The organism is Dietzia sp. CQ4 (assembly GCF_014145125.1).
Classification (GTDB): domain Bacteria; phylum Actinomycetota; class Actinomycetes; order Mycobacteriales; family Mycobacteriaceae; genus Dietzia; species Dietzia natronolimnaea.
The window spans coordinates 1-1,682 of record NZ_JAALDZ010000406.1 but is presented as its reverse complement, the minus strand read 5'-3'; the positions used below and the strand labels follow the sequence as shown (position 1 = coordinate 1,682).

General features: G+C 71.3%; 2 protein-coding genes. Both read right to left on the bottom strand.

Annotation, left to right across the window (positions count from 1 at the left end):
* Positions 1-769, bottom strand: a 769-nt coding sequence (locus tag G6031_RS17940; RefSeq protein WP_182654010.1) for a cytochrome c biogenesis protein CcdA, incomplete at its 3' end; no start/stop codon positions are given.
* A 10-nt stretch (positions 770-779) separates the two neighbouring features.
* Entirely contained in the window at positions 780-1,520 is a 741-nt protein-coding gene (locus tag G6031_RS17935) for a thioredoxin domain-containing protein (RefSeq protein ID WP_182654009.1), read from the bottom strand.
* Positions 1,521-1,682 lie beyond the last annotated feature (162 nt).

Here is a 1,682-nt window from a genome sequence, read left to right as displayed (position 1 = left end):
GCGCCGCCACGAGGAACCACAGGTCGTCCACCCCGGCGACCCAGCGCTCCACGGCGAGTTGGAGCTCGAACTGCTCGTCGACCCCCATCAGCGAACCGATCGCCGCGGTGCCGTCGGAGAGCACGAACAGCAGACCCACCGCGACGAACAGCACCCCGGCGATGACCGAGGTGGTGTGGGTCCGGATCGGCCCCAGGGTGAGCTCACGACCCCGGAGCAGCCGGCGGCGCGAGAGGCCCAGCGAGTCCCACGCGAGGGCGAGAACCGCGAGTGGGACCACCATCCCGATCGCGTAGGCGCCCATGACCGCCGCCCCGTAGGCGGGCGATCCCCCGGCCATCGCCAGGGTCAGCACCCCGCCGAGCAGCGGGCCGGAACAGAACCCTGCGAAGCCGTAGAGCGCGCCCAGTGCCAGGACCGACAGCGGGCCGCTGCCGGTGACCCGGGAGGAGGCGTCCGACAGGCCTGGGAGCCGGAAGCCGCCCCCGAGGGCGGTGTAGACACCCAGGAGGACGACGACGAGGCCGCCGATCAGCGTGACGGTCCCGCGATGGACGGTGAAGAGCGAACCGATCGCCCCCATCCCCGCCCCGAGCGGGACCAGGACGATCGCGAGGCCGAGCAGGAACAGGCCGGTGCGGGCGAGGAGCAACCGGCGGGTGCCGAAGGCGTAGGCGAAGAAGGCCGGCAGCAGCAGCGCCGAGCAGGGGCTGAGAATGCTCAGCACGCCGCCGAGGAATCCCCCGACGAGCCCGATCTGTTCTGTCATCAGGGCCCGCTCATCCGTCCAGCGAGCGGTCGATGACGGTGCGGAACGTCTCGACCGAGCGGGCACCGACGATCCCCGTCCCGTTGATGAGGAAGGTCGGGGTGGAGGTCGCGCCCAGCGCGGTGGCAGCCTGGTAGTCCGCTCGGATGGCCGCGTCGTACTCGCCGCCGGTCATGTCCGCCCGGAAGCGGTCGAGGTCGGTGACCCCGGCCGCGGCGGCGTACCCCACCAGCTCCTCCTCGCCGAGGTCCGGATGCCCACGGTCGGGGGCGTCGGCGAACACGACCTCGGTGAACTCCCAGAACCTGCCCTGGTCCGCGGCGGCGCGCCCGGCCCGGGCGGCGATCATCGATTCCTCCCCGAAGATCGGCAGGTCGACCCACTCGATCCGCAGATCGCCGCCGTCGACATATTCCTCGACCAGCGCCGGCTCCACCTCGCGGGAGAACTTCGCGCAGAACGGGCAGCGGAAGTCCGAGTACATGGTCATCACGACCGGCGCGTCCACCGGGCCCATGGCCATCGGGTCGCCCTCCGCCAGGCGCGCGATGCCCTCCATGGACTCCGGTCCGGGGGCCTGCTCAGGACTGGTCTGACGCTCGTCGGACATCGCCGCGGAGTCGGTCGCGGACCCGGCCGCGGACTGATCTCCTCCGGTCACATCCCGAGCGAGGAGGACGGCGACCAGGGCGAGGAGTACGGCCACCACGACGGACAACGCGATGACCGGGAGACTCGGACGACGGGACACGGGAGGACTCCTACGGGGGCGATCGAGGACCTGGACCGGCCCGCGACCGGGCCAACTTCTACTACGCTACATAGTAGATAGTGGTCGGCGTGGCGGTGTCAACCGGCCAGGATCCAACACCACGTGAGGACGGTGGTCGTCGCGGCCGCCACGACGACCACC